At 65.7% G+C, this 14,224-nt stretch carries 12 protein-coding genes; 1 reads left to right on the top strand and 11 read right to left on the bottom strand.

Annotation, left to right across the window (positions count from 1 at the left end; all coding sequences use genetic code 11):
- Nucleotides 1-6: 6 nt before the first annotated feature.
- From OU419_RS18120 to tssB, 11 genes are all read right to left on the bottom strand, one after another.
- On the bottom strand, nt 7-1,407 hold the full coding sequence (locus OU419_RS18120) for a hypothetical protein (protein ID WP_254475596.1): 1,401 nt from the start codon (nt 1,405-1,407) through the stop codon (nt 7-9).
- Between the two features lie 35 nt (nt 1,408-1,442).
- A complete protein-coding gene (locus OU419_RS18115) occupies nt 1,443-1,988 on the bottom strand; it encodes a toxin-antitoxin system YwqK family antitoxin (RefSeq protein WP_254475597.1) in 546 nt (181 codons plus the stop codon).
- A gap of 10 nt (nt 1,989-1,998) precedes the next feature.
- Nucleotides 1,999-4,008: a type VI secretion system Vgr family protein gene (gene tssI, locus OU419_RS18110; protein ID WP_254475598.1), complete on the bottom strand. Its 2,010-nt coding sequence runs from the start codon at nt 4,006-4,008 to the stop codon at nt 1,999-2,001.
- Between the two features lie 72 nt (nt 4,009-4,080).
- Nucleotides 4,081-5,037, bottom strand: coding sequence for a hypothetical protein (locus OU419_RS18105; protein WP_254475599.1), 957 nt, complete (start codon nt 5,035-5,037; stop codon nt 4,081-4,083).
- Nucleotides 5,038-5,086: 49 nt separating this feature from the next.
- Nucleotides 5,087-7,636: a type VI secretion system ATPase TssH gene (gene tssH / locus OU419_RS18100; protein ID WP_254475600.1), complete on the bottom strand. Its 2,550-nt coding sequence runs from the start codon at nt 7,634-7,636 to the stop codon at nt 5,087-5,089.
- A complete protein-coding gene (tssG, locus tag OU419_RS18095) occupies nt 7,636-8,649 on the bottom strand; it encodes a type VI secretion system baseplate subunit TssG (RefSeq protein ID WP_254475601.1) in 1,014 nt (337 codons plus the stop codon). The genes tssH and tssG overlap by 1 nt, the downstream gene beginning before the upstream one ends.
- A complete protein-coding gene (tssF, locus tag OU419_RS18090) occupies nt 8,613-10,439 on the bottom strand; it encodes a type VI secretion system baseplate subunit TssF (RefSeq protein ID WP_254475602.1) in 1,827 nt (608 codons plus the stop codon). The genes tssG and tssF overlap by 37 nt, the downstream gene beginning before the upstream one ends.
- Nucleotides 10,423-10,851: a type VI secretion system baseplate subunit TssE gene (gene tssE, locus OU419_RS18085; RefSeq protein ID WP_254475603.1), complete on the bottom strand. Its 429-nt coding sequence runs from the start codon at nt 10,849-10,851 to the stop codon at nt 10,423-10,425. The genes tssF and tssE overlap by 17 nt, the downstream gene beginning before the upstream one ends.
- A 14-nt stretch (nt 10,852-10,865) precedes the next feature.
- Nucleotides 10,866-11,363, bottom strand: a complete 498-nt coding sequence (locus OU419_RS18080; protein ID WP_254475604.1) for an Hcp family type VI secretion system effector — start codon at nt 11,361-11,363, stop codon at nt 10,866-10,868.
- Between the two features lie 74 nt (nt 11,364-11,437).
- Nucleotides 11,438-12,925, bottom strand: a complete 1,488-nt coding sequence (gene tssC, locus OU419_RS18075; RefSeq protein ID WP_254475605.1) for a type VI secretion system contractile sheath large subunit — start codon at nt 12,923-12,925, stop codon at nt 11,438-11,440.
- Between the two features lie 22 nt (nt 12,926-12,947).
- The gene (gene tssB, locus OU419_RS18070; protein ID WP_254475606.1) at nt 12,948-13,517 is read right to left on the bottom strand and encodes a type VI secretion system contractile sheath small subunit; all 570 of its coding nucleotides are present in this window, start codon (nt 13,515-13,517) and stop codon (nt 12,948-12,950) included.
- 225 nt (nt 13,518-13,742) lie between these two features.
- Between tssB and OU419_RS18065 the strand changes: the two genes are divergently transcribed.
- Nucleotides 13,743-14,198, top strand: coding sequence for a type VI secretion protein (locus tag OU419_RS18065; protein WP_254475607.1), 456 nt, complete (start codon nt 13,743-13,745; stop codon nt 14,196-14,198).
- The last annotated feature ends 26 nt before the right edge of the window (nt 14,199-14,224 follow it).

The raw sequence follows: 14,224 nt of genomic DNA, 5'->3' as shown, positions 1-14,224 counted from the left end.
GCAGGATCACGTTTTTTCCGGGGGGAAGCCCTTGGGCAGGTTTTTGGGAAAGTCATAGCATTTCAACTTCTCGTACTGGAAGTTGATAGCCGGCCTCTGCTTGAGCAACAGGTCGCTGGCCTCGCTGAGTTTCGCGGCGGAAGCGAATCTGTAGTACTTGAACCAGCCGCTCGGATCTCGATAGGACGGAGTTTCCGTGTCCTCTTTCGCGATGGCTATGCCACTTGCGAGGAATATCCTTTCCGCCTCCTGATGGAACTTCTGGGCATCTGGCTGCTTGCTGTTGTACACCCCGAGGATACATTCCATCCCTCCATCAGTGAGTACCGCTTCCTTGGGGATGGTGGACTTGATCAGGACTTCCCGGGTGCGGACGGCATCCAGTGCGGCCAGCAGTTGTTCTCCGGAAAGCGTCTGGTCGGGGCTCGCTCGTGTTTTTCTGACCTGGATGAGGTCCTGCGAGCTGACGCTGAAATAGAACATGGCGTCGGGTGTGTGGATGTCGAATATCTGGCTTGCGTCGACCTTGGCCAGGTCGATGATCACCTGGCCGAACAGGCTGCGGAATTGCGTGCCGCGGGTAGAGAACACCGGGCGGCGAGTGACGGAGGTGGAAATGAATCTTTTCGACCATCCTCGCGTATGGCTGAGGATCATGTTGCCGAAGCTGAGGTCGGTTTTATTGTTTTTGTATTCGCTGGTCTGCCCAAGGGCGATCTTTTTGTCTTTGATGGTCTTGAGCTCGTAGTCCCTGGGAGTGTTCGACTGCTCGACCGCCTGCAGGTCTTTCTTCTTGGCGATGTTTCGCACATCGCTCTGGTTCAGGCCGCGAGTGGCGAATCGCCTGACGAAGCGCTGGTTCTTGCCAATCTCGTAGCGGATGTAGTGGCAGGTCGGGTCGTTATGCCGGATCCAGACTTCATTCTTGATGTTCGCAGGCTGTGGGTCGAGTTTGGCGAAGCGCTGGTCCTGGAAGAGGATGCGACCTATCTCGGCCTCTCCCATCCGGATGGTGAGGAGGTTCTTGGCGCCGTTTTCCTCATACTTCAGTTGGGTGTTCAGCTTGGTGCGATAGATTTCACCCTTCTGCAGGGCTTCGGCGAATGAACTACTCGACTCGGACTTCTTGTACTCGCCGGCGGACCTTGTCAGCGCGACTTTCATATCGGTCTTTATCTGGTCAATAGTCGAGAATCCCGAGCTCAGGTATCCCCGCTCGTAAGCGTGGAGACGTGCATAAACGTCCGGCGATTGCGACTGCTTGATGAAGTTCTGCACCAGCTCCGAACTACGATCGCGTCGCGCCTGTTTCGTGGTGACGAAGAACGCCTCCAGGGCATCGGCCAGGTGTGCATTGAACGGGTCTTCGATCTGCGCAGGCTTCTGAAACAGATACTTGATTCTCATACGCTCACCTGGATTCCCTTCAGTTCAACTGTCACTCAAACATCGCCAGGCGCGGCGCGTTCGCTCAGCCACCAGCGCAACCACGACATCGGCTTGCCGTTCTCATCCAGCGGGCGCCCGTTCTCGGCGTAGGCGCGGGGTTGCTCCAGGGGCGTGCCCCTGACGTAGCGGGCTTCCTGCGCCAACTGGCCGTTGCCGTGGAAGCGGCGCAGCGGGCCGTCCTGCACGCCGTCGCGGTAGAAGCTCTGCTCGGCCAGGCTGCCGTCGGGGAAGTAGTTGCTGACTTCACCGTGCATGCGCCCGTCGCGGTAGTTGACCTTGCGCTGCAAGCCGCCTTCGGCGGAGTGAAAGCTCGCTTCGCCGTGCAACTGCCCGCGCACGTAGGGCAGCCGCGCGCTGACTTTGCCGTTGGGGTGGTAGAGGACGCTGGTTCCGTGCAGTTCGCCGCCCTGGTAGCCCAGGCTGGCCTGGGGGGTGCCGCGCTCGGCGATGCGCAACGGGCCTTCCAGGGCACCGTCGTGCAGGCGGCCCTGCAGGGTGCTGTCGCCGCGGGTGAGGTCGAGGGTTCCGCTCTTGGCCATGTCGCTGTCCTCAGTTGATCTTCACCAGGCCGCCCTTGAGGGTCAGCATGCCGCCGCCATCCACCGTCTGCGTGGCGCTGGCCTTGTTGGTGAGGCTGACGCCGGCATCGTTGGTCAGGTTGGTGCCGGCCTTGTTGGTGAGCGAGGTGCCCGCCTGGTTGGTCAGCGTGGTGCCGGCCTTGCAGGTGACGGACGTACCGGCCTGGGCGGCGAGGTCGGCGTCGGTCTTCAGGCTCAGGCTGCCACCGCTCTGCAGCGTGAGCGTACCGCTGACCTTGATGGTGAGGTTGCCGTCCACGACCAGTTCGAAGTTGCCGCTGACCTTGTGGCTGTAGTTGCCGCCGGTGCTGTGGGTCTGGTCGGCACCGACCTTCACCGTGCGGCTGTCCTTCACGTCCAGGCTGTCGCTGCCGGTCTGGATGGTCACGCTGCGCTTGCCCTTTTCCAGGGTGACGGTCTCGTCGCCGTCCTTCACCGTGCGGGTGCGGGCGTTCTGCACCGTGAGCGTCTCGTCGTGGCCGATGGTGGCGGTGCTGTCGTTGAGCACGTTGACCTTCATGTCCTTCTGCGCCTGCAGGAAGACTTCCTCGGCATCCTTCTTGTCTTCGAAGCGCAGCTCGTTGAAGCCGCCGCCACCCTTGGACGAGTTGGTCTTGATGCCCGATTGCGTCTGGTTGGCCGGCAGTGCGTAGGGCAGGGCGTTGTCGCCGTTGTAGACGCAGCCGGTGACCAGCGGGCGGTCCGGGTCGCCGTCGATGAAGGTGACGATCACCTCCTGGCCGATGCGCGGGATGAACTGCATGCCGAAGCCCTTGCCACTCCAGGGCAGCACCACGCGCACCCAGCATGACGAGGTTTCATCGTTCTTGCCCTGGAGGTCCCAGGGGAACTGGATCTTGATGCGCCCGTACTGGTCGGTCCAGATTTCCTCGCCGGCCTTGCCCACGACCTTGGCCGTCTGCGTGTGCATGGACGGCTTGGGAGTGGTGCGCGGAGGGCGGTAGGCGGTGGCCTTGGGGATCGCCTCGAAACGGTTGCGGTACTGCTCGTGATCGGCCTCGTGGGTCACCCGGGTCAGCACCCAGTCGATGTTCAGCGAGGCGTCGTCGTGGCCGGTCAGGGTGAACCAGTGCCCCGGCACCAGCCAACGGCAATCGCTTTCGCCGACCAGGCGTTTCTCCTGGCTGCGCAGACCATCCACGCGTTGCTTGGTCAGCGCATCGCCACGGGCCTTGGCGGTGTAGCCGCCGGGATGCTCGTACTGCGCGCGCGGCCCGGTTTGCGCCTGGGCCCGGGAGTAGAGCGAGGTGGAGGGCGTGGTGAACTGGTAGTCGGTGGCGCTGTAGGTCCCGGCCACTGCCTGCAGGCAGTACTGCGCCGAGCGAATGCCATGCAGCTCGCGCACGCCCAGCGCCTGCCCCAGGTAGGGCACCTGGGGCCCGTTGGGAATCGGAGGAAACGCGTCGTTGCTGTCGGCCAGCACCAGAGTGTGCTTGCCCTCTTCGTGGGTGAAGAACCAGAAGATGCCGTCCTCTTCCAGCAGGCGCGAGACGAAGGCGAAATCGGTCTCGCCGTACTGCACGCAATACTCGCGCGGTGTGTAGCTGCCGCTGAGCGACAGCTTGAAGTCGGTGAAGCCGTGGCCCTTGAAGATACTGGTAACGATGTCGCTGGTGGCGAGGTTCTGGAACACCCGGTTGTTGCTGGCGAGCGTCAGCCACCAGATCCAGGGGCGCAGCACCAGCCGGAAGCGTTCGGCGCTGGCGTCGGCGGGGAGCTGGTAGATCTCGGCGGCCTGGGCATCGATTGCGCGGGACTGGGCGTCGTGGTGCAGGACCGCCGTGACGTGGCTGGCGATGGCGTCGGTCAGCACCGGCGTGGCGTCGTCATTGAGTCCGTCGAGGCTGTAGGCGCCCAGCGCATTCAGCGCCTCTTCGCCGGCCAGCGACGCGGGGTAGAGCGTCGACAGCGAGCTGGCGGTGAGTGACAGGCTGGTGTTGCTGTCGGTGGATCGGGGCATCGAACGGCCTCAATGGTTGCGGCGGTGCGGTAGCTGCGGCGGGCATGCGCCTGCTGCCGTGATTGCCTGGGGTCAGAACTTCTTGGTCGCGTGGGTAAGCGACATGATATTCGGCTCGTTGGCGAGTGCCTTGCCGCCGATCTCGACGATGAACTTGTCGACTTCCTTGTTGATCTGGTTCCGGTGTTGCACCCAGTAGTTCTTCGCGTTGGTGATGTTGTCGAAGGCTGCGTCTCCGGGTGCGAAGCCCCGTTGCGTCAGGGCGTTGAGCAACTCGGTGTAGTGGTTCTGCCCGGCCTGGGTGGTCTGCTGGAGTTCGAGCTGGAGGTTCCTGAACTTCTTCAGCGCCCGCTGCTGGTCGTACTGGATCGTGTGGGGGCCGGAGAGATTGTTCACCCGCTTCTGCCAGGTGCCGACCTGGATGTCGATGCTGCTGCTGTACTCGCTCATGCGCCGGCTCTTGCCACTGAGGTTGCCGCCCTTTTCCCGTTGCGCCAGTGCCTGCGCGTCGTCGGGCGACAGTTGCCGGGCGATCTGGTAGTTGTCGCCGCTGCTGACACCGCCCGATTGCAACTGGCCGTACAGGTCGGTGGAAACCGTGTTGTTGTTGACCGTGAGCCAGTGGCTGTCGAGCATGCTCTTGTTATTGCGCAGATTGGTGCTGGACCAGCCGGGAAAGAGATTCATCGGCTCATGGGCGAAGATGCTTTCCAGGTCGTATTTCCTGGTGGGATCCCAATGGGGCGCGACCCGCGCCTTGCCCAGATGTTTCTTCTTGGCAAACACCAGCGGATGGAGCGAGTCATAGGCCGCGCCGCAGAGCAGCACCAGGAGGGTAGCCAGGTAGATACGGGCGAAATCCCCTTCGTCTTCGGCGCTTGCCTTGTCGAACACGTTGGTGATGTCGGTCTCGCGTATCTTGTGGCGCTTCTGCAACGCGCTCGCGAGTCCTCCCTGGGTTTCGTCGGCGTCCTTCAGCGAGAGCGCCGTGCATTCGTTGAGGAACAGGTTCAGGGCGTGCTTGTTCATTGTTCGTACCCCTCGATGCTCGTGTGAAATGAACGGCTGCGCCGCCGGCTCAATCCAGCGCCCACTCCGCCAGTTTTCCGGTCACTTCCGCCATCAGCACATTCTCGATATCCCGCGCCCCCGCCGAACTGCATTTGGCGAGCACCGCCTTGACGATGGCCGGGTCGAAATCGAACTGCTTGCCCGTCGCCACCTTGTAGCGTTCGCGGAGTTTTTCCAGCTTGGTGATGACGATGCCTTCCAGCGTCGCTTCTTCCAGCGGCCGATAGGGCACGACGGTCATGCGCGCCAGGAAGGCTGCGCGGAAGGCCTGTTGCAGCACCTTGCGCAGGCGTTCGTCGAAGGCCGGCGTGGCGATCTGCTCGCCTGGTGTGTCCAGCAGCAGCTCGGCGCCGACGTTGCTGGTGGCGAGGATCACGGTGTTCTTGAAGTCCACAACCAGGCCGGTGCCGTCCTCCATCACGCCCTTGTCGAAGACGTTGTAGAAGGCTTCCAGTACGTCGGGATGAGCTTTTTCGATCTCGTCCAGCAGCACCACCGAGTAGGGCCGGCGGCGTACGGCTTCGGTGAGCACGCCGCCGCTGCCGTAGCCGACGTAGCCGGGCGGGGCGCCCTTGAGCTGGCTGACGGTGTGGGCCTCCTGGTATTCGGAGAGGTTGATGCTGATGAGGTTGCGCTCGCCGCCGTAGAGGGCGTCGGCCAGGGCGTAGGCGGTTTCGGTCTTGCCCACGCCGGTCGGGCCCAGCAGCAGGAAGACGCCGACCGGCTTGGCTGGGTCGGTGAGCCCGGCGCGGTACGCCTGGATGCGCTGGGCGATGGTGCCCAGCGCGACTTCCTGGCCCATTACCCGCAGGCCCATGCGCTGCGCCAGGGTGCGGATGGCATGGGCTTCGTCGGCGAGCATTTTGCCCACCGGGATGCCGGTCCAACCAGCGATCACGGCAGCCACGGTCTTCGAGTCGACCTGCACCGGTACTAGCGGATCGTCCTCGCGGATGGCTTCAAGGCCGGTTTCCAGGCGGGTGAGTTCGGCGGCCAGATGGTCGATGCGGCCGTCCAGTTCCTTGTCGGGCTTGGCCGCGTCGGCGCTCTCGCTCAGGGTCAGCAGCTCGCGGCGCACTTGCAGCAGTTCGCGCACCGCTTCGCGCTCCTCGCCCCAGCGTTTTTCCAGGGCGCGAATGGCGATGACATTGCTGGCCGACTCCTGCTCCAGCACGGTGATGCGAACGCTGTGTTCGAGCCCCGTGGCCTGCTCGCGGCGCAGGCGCTGCAACTCTTCCTCCACCGCCAGCTCGCGGTGCCGCAGGTTCTCCAGGGCCGGCGGCACATCGTGCTGGGCCAGGGCAACGCGGGCGCAGGCGGTATCCAGCACGCTGATCGCCTTGTCCGGCAACTGGCGGCCGGAGATGTAGCGATGGGAAAGTTTCACCGCATCCTGGATGGCCACGTCCAGCACCTGCACGCCGTGGTGCTGTTCCAGCTTGGCGGCCACGCCACGGAGCATTTTCACGGCGGTGGCTTCGTCGGGTTCTTCCACCTGCACCAGTTGGAAACGCCGCGCCAGCGCCGGGTCCTTCTCGAAGTACTTCTTGTATTCGAGCCAGGTGGTGGCCGCGAGGGTGCGCAGTTCGCCCCGGGCCAGCGCCGGCTTGAGCAGGTTGGCGGCGTCGCTGCCGCCTTCCGCGCCACCCGCGCCGATCAGCGTGTGGGCCTCGTCGATGAACAGGATTATCGGGCGCTCGCTGCTGCGCACGGCATCGATCACGCCCTTCAGGCGCTGCTCGAATTCCCCCTTTACCCCGGCGCCGGCCTGCAACAGGCCGAGGTCGAGCACGCGCAGGTCGACGTTCTGCAGCGGCGGGGGCACTTCGCCAGCGGCGATGCGCAGGGCCAGGCCCTCGACCACGGCGGTCTTGCCGACGCCGGGAGCGCCAACCAGGATCGGGTTGTTCTGCCGTCGGCGCAGGAGGATGTCGATGCACTGGCGGATCTCACCGTCGCGCCCGACTATCGGGTCGATGCGTCCGGCGTGGGCCTCGGCGGTGAGGTCCTGAGTGTACTGGTCGAGCACGCCGCCCTGGGCCGCGGCCTTGTCGCTGCTTGCCACTGCGGCTGCGCGCGCGCCGGGAGGCTGTTCCCGCGAGCCTTCGGTCCATTCCAGCAGGTTCGCCCGCAAGGTGTCCTGGGGGATGCGCAGCAGCGAAGAGGCGCTGTTGAGCAACAGGGCGCGGCGCTCTTCACGGTCGAGCAAGGCGAGCAGCAATAGCCCGGAACGGATCGCCGGCAGGCCCAGCACGCTGGCTTGCAGCACTGCATCTTCGAGCAGGCCGATGGTGTGCGCGGAGAGCGCCGGGGTGCGGGTGCTGCCGATGCGGAACAGCTCCAGCGCGGTATTGATCTCGCCGACCACCTGGTCGCGCTCCAGACCGAAACGCGGCAGTAGCCGGGCCAGGTCGCCGCCGTCGATGTCCAGCAGCTCCAGCAGCAGGTGTTCGACCTCCACGTAATGATGGGTTCGTTGCAGGCATCGCTGTGCGGCGCGTTCGAGGGCGCGGCGCGATTCAGGGTTGAGGCGGCCGATCAGGCTGGCGAGGTCCATCAGGTCATCTCCGCGTGGCGCAGGCTCAGGTCGATGTGCTGGAGTGCGTCGCTGTCACGGCGCAGGCCGGTGTTCCAGTTCAGGCGCGGGGCATTGCCGCCGCCCAGCGCCAGGGGGCCGCTGGCGCGTACCAGCAGGCGCAGGTGGCAGTCGAGGTCGGGGCCGAAGTAGAGGGCGCAGAGGCTGGCCAGTTGCGGGTGGGCTTCGCCGTCGGGCAGGAAGCGCCGCGCCGCCTGTTCGTCCAGCGGGCCGAGTTGCAGGCGGAAGCCGGCGTGCTCGTCCCACACGCGGGTGCCGGCGATGGCATCGCGGCCCAGCCCCAGGTTGGCGCCGCCGCGCTTGAGCACGCTGCGGCTGGCCGTCGGTATGGTGCGCCAGGCTCCGGCATAGGCTTCGCACTGGACGGCGACGGCGAACTGCTGGCGGACCAGGGCGGCGAACCCGGCGAGGGAGCGGCGCCCCCCGGCGAAGCGGGCGCCACGGGCGAGAATGGCTCCGTCGGGTAGCGCGCCGCGCTCTTGCAGGCCCTTGGGCAGCAGGCCGACCAGTGCGCGTAGCGGGCGCTGCATGGGGGCCGCTGCCGGTGCCTGGAAACCGAGTGCCAGGCGGTGCTTGCGCAGTACCCGGTAGAGCAGGCTGAGCAGGCGGTGCTGGAACAGGTCGAGGAATTCGCCGGGGGCGTGGTCCTTCAACCGCGCCCGCTGTTGCAGCCACTCCTGGTAGGCATAGGGCAGCGCGCCGTCGGCACCGCCGAGGCCGAAGATTGGCGAGGTCAGTTGCGGGCGGCCATCCACCTCTTCCAGCGCGCTGATCTGGCTTGGCTCGAACACCGGCGTCAGCGGCCCGCGCAGCCGCAACGCCTCGGCGGCCGGCAGGCTGCCCTGGCCGAGGGGCGTGGCGCGGGGCTGTTCGCGTTCGAGCAGGAGCAGAGCCTGCAACCATTCGAAGGTCTGCGGCTCGTCGCGCAAGCGCTGGCTCAGAGGGCGAGAGGCTGGCCGGCCTGGGGTTGCCATCGGCGTATCTCCTGGTCGGATTGCACCAGCACCGTACGCACGAAGCGATTGGGGTTGGCGTAGAGCGAGAAGAACTGCGCGAGCACGGCGCTGAAGAGCACCGCACTGGCGCCGACGAACGCCTGCCGATCGAGGTGCAGGCGAACTTCCAGGCCGTTGCGCCAGCCGCGCCAGGCGTCTTCGCCGACACGGTCGACCACCCGCGCGCAATTCAGCGCCTGCAAGCCCTCCACCTGGCGATAGGCGCCGTTGTCGGCGGTGAAGTTGTGCAGGCCGAGGATTTCCTTCAGCGCTTCCAGGGCTTGCGGGCCCTCCACCAGGGACAGGTGGTTGAGGGTCAGTTGTGACACCAGTTGCCAACGCGACGGCCCGTCCAGGCGCGGCTGCAACTGTCGGCTCGGTGCCCGCAGAAGGCTGGCGCGGGCTACCGGTCCGGGGCGTTCGAAGCCCAGCGTGGTACCCGCCGGCAGGCGCTCGGCGAGGCCGCGATTGGTGCACAGCAGTTCGGCGGTCAGGCTGTATTCGGGGGCGTCCTGCAAGGGCTGCATGCGGGTGTCCACCAGGCTCAGCAGCAGGTCGCTGCCGATCCGGTTGGGCGTCATGCCCTCCACCCGCCGCGCGTGCCAGTACAGGCCCTGCTCGCCGGGCAGGTGCTGCCCGCCGTGGTAGGCCGGCACTTCGGCCACTCCGCGTGGCGAGCTGGCGCGCAGCGAGCGCAGGCTGTGGATCTCCACGCTGTTCTCGCGGTGGGCGTCGGCCACCAGGCGGTACTCGCTCTGGGTGCCGTCCGGCCGCAGCGGTTCTGATGTGCGCGGGAACAGGTTGACCGCCGGCACGCAGCCGAGCGCCAGGTCGCTGGCCTGCAACGGCAGGCGGCCGGGGGCGGCGCGGTCGAAGACGATGTAGAGATAGAGCTGTTCGCCGCTGGCACGCAGGTCGTTCAGGGGGACGTCGACGAAAGCGAACTTGTCGGGGAAGGCGAAGTATTCGGCGAGCAGGCGCAGGCCGGGATGAACCAGGTCGTCCTCCGGGAGCAGCGCCTGTTCGGGGCCGAAGCCGACCAGCCGGGGCAGGCTGCGCAGGCGTTGCGGGGTGGCGCCTTCGGGACCTGCCAGCAGCGCGCTGGAGTGGGCGCCGATCAGGTCGAGAAGACTGGCGTTGGTCACCGCGCCGGCGCACAGGTGCAGGCGCAGGCTGTCGATCTCCAGCGCCTCCCAACCATCCGCATCGAGGCAGCGCAGGTCCAGGCGCAGGGCCGCGCGGGCGGCGGGCTCGCCGGTCAGCGCCTGGGCTTCCTCGGCGCTGAGCAGCACCGCCTCGGCAATGCGCAATGGCCACAGGGTGACTTCGTCGGTGGTGCGCCAGTGCAGGGTCTGGCCATGCAGTTCCTCGGGCAGGTCGATGCGCTCCTGGCCCTGCACGCTGACGAACAGCGGCGTGCCGCGCGGCAGGCGATAGCCGGCGCCGAGATTGCCCTTGGTCGGATCCGGTTCGAACTGCACGATGGTGCAGGATGGCAGCGGGCGCAGGGCCAGGGGGTAGAGCTGCTCCAGCAGGGCGTCGCTGAACTGCGCGTAGTCGTCGTCCAGGCGCCGCTGCAAGCGGGCGGCGAGCAGGGCGAAGCCTTCGAGCAGACGCTCGACGTGCGGGTCGGCGCATTCGCCGGCGCCCAGTTCCAGGCGTCGCGCCACCTTCGGGTAGCGTGCGGCGAAGCCGGCTCCGGCATGGCGCAGCCAGGTCAGTTCGCGCTGGTAGTAGTCCAGCAGTTCTGCATCAATCGAGTCGCTCATGGCGTACTTCCAGGGTTCCGCCGGTGGGGGTCAGTTCGAGCAGGAGCGGGGTGCGTTGCGGGTCCTGGCGCAGGCTGCCGAGCAGGCGTACGCGCAGGCGCTGGGGTTGCTCCGGGTCGGCGTCGACGACGACTTCGGCAAGGTTCAGGCGGGGCTCGAAGCGCTGTACTGCGCGGCGGATCTCCCGCGCCAGCAGGCGCCGGTCGGCGTCCCGCCGGGCTTGCAGGGTGGTCCAGTCGAGGATGCCGTATTCGAGGATGCCAATGCCGCCCAGCACTGGCCCGCGGCTGTTGAGCAGGCGCGACAGTTCCCGTGACACCGAGGCGGCGAGCGCTTCGAGGTCGAACGTGTCGGCGGCCTCGCCACCTTCGGCGAGGCGTTCGAACAGCGGTGGCAGGCCCTGCCAGGACATCGCGCGGCCTCGGGTCAACTGGCCAGTTTGTTGGCGGCCATGTCCCAGGTGGAGGCGGCGGTGCCTTCCTTGGTGCCGTCGTCCTTCTGGGCGGTGAGTTCCCACTTGATCTTGGTGAAGTTCAGCGACAGCGTTTCCACCGGCTTGCCGCCAGTGCCGCCGCTGACGCTGACGTTGGACAGCACCACGTTGCTCAGGGTATAGACGATGAAGGGCATTATCTTGCCGTCACCTTCGGCGGCGTTGCGGCCGACGGTGATGGTGGCCGTGGCGAGCGGCTTGCCCGAGCAGCAGTATTCGTTGAGCGTCGGGGTGGAGGTGTCGACGAATTTCGTCAGGGTGAATTCGCCGACATGGGGCTTGCCGGAGGTGCGCTCGGAGTTGCTGACGTCGTTGGTCACCTGCATGGCCACGTTGTGGCTGTAGGACATGACTTCGATCTTGTTTTCGTAGCCGGTCAGCAGGCAGTCGCCTTTGATGTCGTCGCCGAGGTCGAGAATGATCGCATCCATAGTGTGGAGCTCCACTGCTTATTGGGTGTCATTGGGGAAAGCAAAGGGGCCGGCGCCAGGGCCGGCCCGGTGACTCAGGCGGCAACCGGCGGCGGCAGGTTGGCCACGAGGCGGATCGATGCGGTGAGCTCTTCGAGCTGGAAGTGCGGCCGCAGGAATACCGTGGCGCGATAGACGCCGGGTTTGCCGGCGACCTCGGTGACGTCGACCCGCGCCTCGCGCAGCGGGTACTGCGCCTTGATTTCCTGGGGCGCGTTGTCGTTGATCAGCACGTAGTCGGCGATCCAGTTGTTCAGGTAGCTCTGCACGTTATCGCGGGTCATGAAGCTGCCCACCTTGTCGCGCATGATCACCTTCAGGTAGTGGGCGAAGCGCGACGCGGCCAGCACGTACGGCAGCATCGCCGAGAGGCGCGCGTTGGAGTTGGCTTCGTTGGTGTTGTAGAGGCGCGGCTTGTTGGTGGTCTGGCCGCCGAAGAACACCGCGAGGTCGGTGTTTTTCTTGTGGCACAGAGCGATGAAGCCCAGGTCGTTGAGTTCCTTCTCGCGGCGGTCGGTGATGGCCACCTCGGTGGGGCATTTCAGCGACAGGTCGCCGGCGTGGGTGCGGAAGGTGTGCGCCGGCAGGCCCTCTACCGCACCGCCGCCCTCGGCGCCGCGGATCGCCGCGCACCAGCCGTACTTGGCGAAGGCCTCGGTGATGCGTTGCGCCAGTACCCAGGCGGCGTTGCCCCAGAGGTACTTGGAGTGGTCGGTGCCATCGACCTTCTCGATGAAGTTCATGCCTTCCACCGGCTGGGTGTCGGGCCCGTAGGGCAGGCGCAGGAGGAAGCGCGGCAGTGCCAGGGAGACGTAGCGCGAGTCTTCGCTTTCGCGGAATGAACGCCACTTGATCAGCTCCAGGCTCTCGAACACCTTGCCGAGGTCACGCGGGATCGCCAGTTCGGTGAAGCTGCCCATGTCGAACAGGCGCGGGCTTGCCGCGGCGATGAAGGGCGCATGGGCCGCCGCGGCGACGTTGGAGAGCTTCTCCAGCAGAGCGATGTCCTGCGGGTGGCGGCCGAACTGGTAGTCGCCCACCAGCAGGCTGAACGGGTGCCCGCCGAAGGTGCCGTATTCCTCTTCGTAGATCTTCTTGAACAGAGTGCTCTGGTCGAACTCGACGGCCTTCTCCAGGTCGTTCTGCAGCTCCTGCTGGCCGACGTTGAGCAGCCGCAGCTTCAGACGCGCGCCGGTCTCGGTGTTCTGCACCAACTGGTGCAGGCCGCGCCAGGAGGACTCCAGCTTCTGCATGTCGGGGTGGTGGAGGATTTCGTTGAGCTGCGCGCTGATCAACTCGTCGATGCGGCTGATGCGGTCGTTGATCATCGCCACGGTGTCCTTGCTGACGGCCATGCCTTCGTCGAGGACCTGGGTGGCGAACTCCGCGAGCATGTCACGGGCGTATTCCTGCTGGCTGTCGTCATGGGCCATGCGGCCTTCGGCGATGATGCGGTCCAGCAGGTCGAGGGACTGGGTGCTGCCTTCGGCGCCTTGCGCCGTCGCTGAGCTGGTGGTGGCCATTGCTGTGCTCTCCCTGGCGAGGTCAGGCTTGCGGTTCGGTGGGCGCTTCGCCGTCGGCGGCGTCGTTCGTTTCGTCAGTGGCGGCGCCGGCTTCGGCGGTCACCGGGTGGGTCGAGCGGATTTCCTGCAAGCCCTCGGTGTTGCTCACCACGTCCTGCAGCAACTGGTCCAGCTCGTCGTTGCCGTCGAGCTTGGTGAGCAGGTCGCGCAGGCGCTGGCGCGCCTCGAACAGCCTGCGTAGCGGCACCACCTGGTTGACGATGCTCACCGGGTCGAAGTCGTCGATGTGGCGGAAGTTCAGCTCGACGTTCAGCCGGCTGCCATCGTTGGCAAGGGTGTTGTCCACCTGCAGGGCCACGCGCGGAGCGGTGGAGGCGAGGACTGCGTTGAAATTGTCACGATCGATCTCAGTGAAGCGGCGCTCGCCGAGTTTCGGCAGCGGCGTGGCCGGCTTGCCGGAGAGGTCGGCCAGGATACCGACCACTAGGGGCAGTTCCTTCTTCTCGATGGCGCTGCCGATTTCGACGTCGTAGGTGATCTGGACACGGGGAGGGCGAACCCGGTCGAGCTTGTGCTGTGTGCTCTCTGCCATGCTGGCGAACTCCGCTGCAAATGAGTCGGGCACGCCGCAGCGGTGGGCTGTCGTCGCGCTCCATTGCTGGACCACGCACGACAGGAGGAGGGGGGTGAATCGAGCCTGTCCTTGGCGATCCCACTGATGCTCGTCCACGGACGAACTACCCAAGCACGCTAGATCAGGTTTATAAAAACGCAAATGCAGAACTTTTTTCTGACAGTCATTTCACAGGGATGTTTCATGAAGTCGACGAAAGCCTACCTTTGTGGTGTGCTCCTTGCTGTTCTCACCGGTTGCTCGTGGTTCGGCCCCAAGGTCGATGTCAATCGCCTCACCCTCGACGTGGCGGGCAAGGCCAACGGTGACTCGCCGATTGCCGTGGACTTCGTCGCGGTGCGCGATGCCGATCTGCTCAAGCTGCTCTCGTCGATGACCGCCAAACAGTGGTTCAGCGACCGTGAGCAGTACCGCCGCGACTACCAGAACCAGATCAGCGTATGGAGCCTGGAACTGGTGCCCGGACAGTTCATGGAGGCGAAGGATTTCCCGCTCGCGGGCAAGCCGGCTTCTGGACTTTTGGTCTTTGCTGGCTATAACACTCCCGGCGCGCATCGTATGCGTCTGGAGCAGCAGCCGGATATCTGGCTGCGCTTCGACAGCCGGGAGATGCGCCTGCTCAGCGCCAACGGGCACTGAGCCACCGCCGGCAGGCGGACCCGTGA

This window comes from Pseudomonas triclosanedens (genome assembly GCF_026686735.1).
GTDB lineage: Bacteria > Pseudomonadota > Gammaproteobacteria > Pseudomonadales > Pseudomonadaceae > Pseudomonas > Pseudomonas triclosanedens.
This window is presented reverse-complemented; position numbering and strand designations above follow the sequence as displayed.

Excerpts from the sequence above, each read along its gene's own strand:
- OU419_RS18080 (WP_254475604.1), bottom strand. The coding sequence starts at position 11,363 with ATGGATGCGATCATTCTCGACCTCGGCGACGACATCAAAGGCGACTGC.
- tssI (WP_254475598.1), bottom strand. The coding sequence starts at position 4,008 with ATGCCCCGATCCACCGACAGCAACACCAGCCTGTCACTCACCGCCAGC.
- tssF (WP_254475602.1), bottom strand. The coding sequence starts at position 10,439 with ATGAGCGACTCGATTGATGCAGAACTGCTGGACTACTACCAGCGCGAA.
- tssC (WP_254475605.1), bottom strand. The coding sequence starts at position 12,925 with ATGGCCACCACCAGCTCAGCGACGGCGCAAGGCGCCGAAGGCAGCACC.
- tssE (WP_254475603.1), bottom strand. The coding sequence starts at position 10,851 with ATGTCCTGGCAGGGCCTGCCACCGCTGTTCGAACGCCTCGCCGAAGGT.
- OU419_RS18120 (WP_254475596.1), bottom strand. The coding sequence starts at position 1,407 with ATGAGAATCAAGTATCTGTTTCAGAAGCCTGCGCAGATCGAAGACCCG.
- OU419_RS18065 (WP_254475607.1), top strand. The coding sequence starts at position 13,743 with ATGAAGTCGACGAAAGCCTACCTTTGTGGTGTGCTCCTTGCTGTTCTC.
- tssH (WP_254475600.1), bottom strand. The coding sequence starts at position 7,636 with ATGGACCTCGCCAGCCTGATCGGCCGCCTCAACCCTGAATCGCGCCGC.
- tssG (WP_254475601.1), bottom strand. The coding sequence starts at position 8,649 with ATGGCAACCCCAGGCCGGCCAGCCTCTCGCCCTCTGAGCCAGCGCTTG.
- OU419_RS18105 (WP_254475599.1), bottom strand. The coding sequence starts at position 5,037 with ATGAACAAGCACGCCCTGAACCTGTTCCTCAACGAATGCACGGCGCTC.
- OU419_RS18115 (WP_254475597.1), bottom strand. The coding sequence starts at position 1,988 with ATGGCCAAGAGCGGAACCCTCGACCTCACCCGCGGCGACAGCACCCTG.
- tssB (WP_254475606.1), bottom strand. The coding sequence starts at position 13,517 with ATGGCAGAGAGCACACAGCACAAGCTCGACCGGGTTCGCCCTCCCCGT.